Origin of the sequence: Thalassospira sp. UBA1131 (assembly GCF_002311515.1) — a bacterium.
GTDB lineage: Bacteria > Pseudomonadota > Alphaproteobacteria > Rhodospirillales > Thalassospiraceae > Thalassospira.
This window is the reverse complement of sequence record NZ_DCAO01000110.1, coordinates 9583-12943: the sequence shown is the minus strand read 5'-3', so window position 1 is coordinate 12943 and position 3361 is coordinate 9583. Positions and strand designations below refer to the sequence as shown.

Below are 3361 nucleotides of genomic sequence, written 5' to 3'. Positions count from 1 at the left end.
GGCGAGTGCGAGGAAATCACCGGCAAGGTGATGAAAGAACAGCTGGCTGCGTTCTTTAAGGGCGACTATTCCAAGGTTTCCGAAAAGAAATCGGTTGCCCGTGGTGGCACATCGCGCCCGAAGGCCCCGCGCACCGTCTTTGGTCAACCGGCCCAGCGCAAACGCCCGCAAGGTGGTCCGAACGCCGCCGCCCAGAATGCCGAGGCCGACGAACAGCGTGAAACCCGCGAACGTCCGTCTGGTGGTGCTGCACGGAAAGGCCCGCGCATCGGTGCAGCCCCGCGTGCCGGTGGCCGTGGCAAACCGGCTTCTGGCGGGGATCGCCAGGAACGTGATATGCGCGAAGAACGCGGATCATCGCGCCCGACCAACAAGGGCCGTGGCCGTTACAGCGCCGAAGGCAAAGCTGCCGGTGGACGTGATGGCGGTCGCGACGGCGGTCGTGATGGCGGTCGTGATGGCGGACGGGGTACTGGTGGCCGCGAAGGTAAGCCGGGCTTCATCGAAGGGCGCGGTCGTGGAAAGCCAAATGGCAAACCATCGGGAAAACCTGCTGGTCGTTCCGGCGATGCCACACATAGTGCGCCCGGCCGCAAGCCGTCCGGTAACCGTCCGCGCGGCAAGAAGGACTAAGCTGAATGCGGATTGTCGGTGGCACCCATCGTGGCAGGCTTTTGAACGCACCGGAAGGACGCGATACGCGCCCGACCCTTGATCGGGTGCGCGAAGCCCTGTTTAGCATCCTGTCACACGCATCGCGCTGGTATGAGGATGACTTTAATCCGCTGTTTGACGGCGTGATCCTTGATGCCTTTGCCGGATCCGGTGCGCTTGGACTTGAAGCCATTTCACGCGGGGCGGAACGCGCAGTGTTCTTTGACAATGACCGCAAGGCGATTGCGATCATCGAACAAAACATCGACACCCTTCGCATTGCCGATCAGGCAAGCGCACGGCGTGCGGATGCCACCAAGCCACCGCGCGCAAGCACGCCTGCCAGCATGGTGTTTCTCGATCCGCCCTATGGCAAAGACCTGATCGATCCCAGCATCACGGCCCTGGCCCAGGCCGGGTGGATTGATGATAACACCCTGATTGTTGCTGAACGCGATCCGCGCGATCCGGAAATCGCACTTGACGATTTTTATCTGTGCGACAGTCGCAAATATGGCCGCTGCCAGATTGATATCGGGCGTTTTATCGCCTGATTACAGCAAAGCTGCCCGTCACCGAATTCTGTGATAGATTTGGCTACCAGTACTATCGGTTGATCGTCATGAAACGCCTGTCCAATAGTTCACCAGACAAGGATTTTGGTCGCCTTTTGCGCCAGTGGCGGCGCACAAGCGATATCAAACAATCGCGTCTGGCCGATATTCTGGGCGTAACCCAGGCAACCGTTTCACGCTGGGAAAGCGGCGCGCAAAGCCCGGCCCCGCTGCAATATGGCCTTATCCATCAAATGATGACGCGCAAACGCAATTTCCGCCTTGATCAGGCGATCAAACGGCTGGTTTTGCATTCATCACAGCGTGTCCACCTGATCGAAGACAGATCGCACCGTCTTCTTTGTTTGTCGCGCCCGCGTGAAAACGAATGGCAACGTGACAGCACGCCGCTGCTTGGCACCTCGCTGTGGTGCTTTGCTACCCCGGAAATCGCATCAGCAGAAAAAAGCCTGCATGACCTTGGCTGGCACGAGGATCAGACCGATCACCTGACCTTTGAAAACTCCCGCCGGGAGGGCGCACCGCTGCGGATTGTCGATACCTATATCCTTTGGGAACGGTTTTTCCTGTCTGATGGCACGGCAGTGCGCCTGACCACCGGGTTTGATCAGAAGCCGGTTCACATCTGATACGGATCATCTGCGCATATTTTACCGGCGCATATTTCATACGTGGCATTCTTCTCAGAATATCGGTAATCAGTCCCTTCAAGTGCACCGATCCTGCCCCACGGAACTGATCCATGCCCCCCATCACCGCCGTTATCATTCTGTATGGACTTGGATTGACCGCCTCGATGCAGGTCGGTCTGATTGGCCCGATTGCACCTGACTTGCGCGCAAGCTTCGGGCTTAGTCAGGCGGAGTTCGGACTGGTGGCGTCCCTGATCACCGCAGCAGGCGCACTTTGTGCCATACCCGCCGGGGTATGGGCGGCACGGGCCGGGCTGCGGAGGTCACTCGTCCTTGGCTGCATGATGATGGTTGCGGGCGCGCTGATCTTCGCGACCGCAAGCGTGAGCAGCCTTCTATATGTCGGGCGAATTGTCACCAGTGTTGGCTATCTTCTGATTGTTGTCGGCGCGCCAAGCTGGATGGCGGCCTTCACAAACCCCAAGCTTGTTGCCATGGCCATGAGCATCTGGGGCACCTTCATCCCGGTTGGCATTGCCCTTGGCAACTGGGTCAGTGCGGCTGTGGTGACATGGATGGATTGGCGGATCGCTGTTGGGGTTTGCACCCTGCCGGTTCTGGTTTTGCTGCCGCTTCTTGCCCTGATGGGAAAACCCGAAATCGGAACCGCGCGGCGATCGCTTATTGTCGGGGTGGTTGGTGTTTTGAAATCCCGTTCCGCCCTTCAGGTGGCGCTGACCTTTGGTGCGTTTGCGGGTGCAACGTCGGCCGCGTTGGCGTTCATGCCGGCCATGCTGGCAGACAACCTTGATATTGGCATTACGCTTTCGGCCGGGATCATCGGCACAACCGCAATTGCCGGAAATATTGTCGGCAGTGTCGCCGCCGGGACTGTTCTGGGCCGTGATGTTGCTGGCCGGACCATTCTGATTATATTTTTGCCGATGATGGCGACTGCCATTTCGACCCTCTATGTCAGTACCTCTCTACCGCTTAGCGTCACCGCGCTGATTATATTTAACGTCTGTCAGGGCATGGTCGCCGGAACGTGCTTTGCACTTTTGCCAAGGATCGCAAAGGACGGCCTTTCCATGCCCGCCCTGCAGGGCATGCTGGCCCAGTTCGCCGAGATTTTTGTCGTGATTGTTCCCCCGTTTGCCGGGGCGATGATCGATCAAAATGGCTGGGCCGGGGCGGCTGTGGTTCTGGGTGGTTTTTACTTTGCAGGCTTCCTGATTACCCTGAAAAAACCGGGCATAGCAGCCGCCATTAGACAAAATTCATCTTAGAACTATACGATACGATGGCTTGACCTATCCGGCGAAGCAGGCGACCCTTCCCTCCCACACAAATCAAAAAGATTCAGGGAAGTGGAATGCATTTGATCAAAGCCATCTTTATCGGACTGGTATTGATCGGCATTTCCGTTCTTGCTGTCTTCTTCATCTGGCTGGCCCCGGTGGGGGCTGCCTATAGCGCCAAGATCATGTGCTCCGCCAT

At 57.9% G+C, this 3361-nt stretch carries 3 protein-coding genes and 1 pseudogene; all 4 read left to right on the top strand.

All coding sequences use genetic code 11. The features are described 5' to 3' along the window. Positions 1 to 633: pseudogene (locus B3Z49_RS18530) on the top strand (hypothetical protein); the annotation flags it as partial. A gap of 5 nt (positions 634 to 638) precedes the next feature. Next, entirely contained in the window at positions 639 to 1208 is a 570-nt protein-coding gene (rsmD, locus tag B3Z49_RS18525) for a 16S rRNA (guanine(966)-N(2))-methyltransferase RsmD (protein WP_296993527.1), read from the top strand. Positions 1209 to 1276: 68 nt separating this feature from the next. After that, positions 1277 to 1858 (top strand): helix-turn-helix domain-containing protein, encoded by a 582-nt coding sequence (locus B3Z49_RS18520; RefSeq protein WP_120225544.1) that lies wholly within the window; start codon positions 1277 to 1279, stop codon positions 1856 to 1858. Between the two features lie 113 nt (positions 1859 to 1971). Next, complete coding sequence (locus B3Z49_RS18515; RefSeq protein ID WP_296993525.1) at positions 1972 to 3150, top strand: CynX/NimT family MFS transporter; 1179 nt, start codon at positions 1972 to 1974, stop codon at positions 3148 to 3150. The last annotated feature ends 211 nt before the right edge of the window (positions 3151 to 3361 follow it).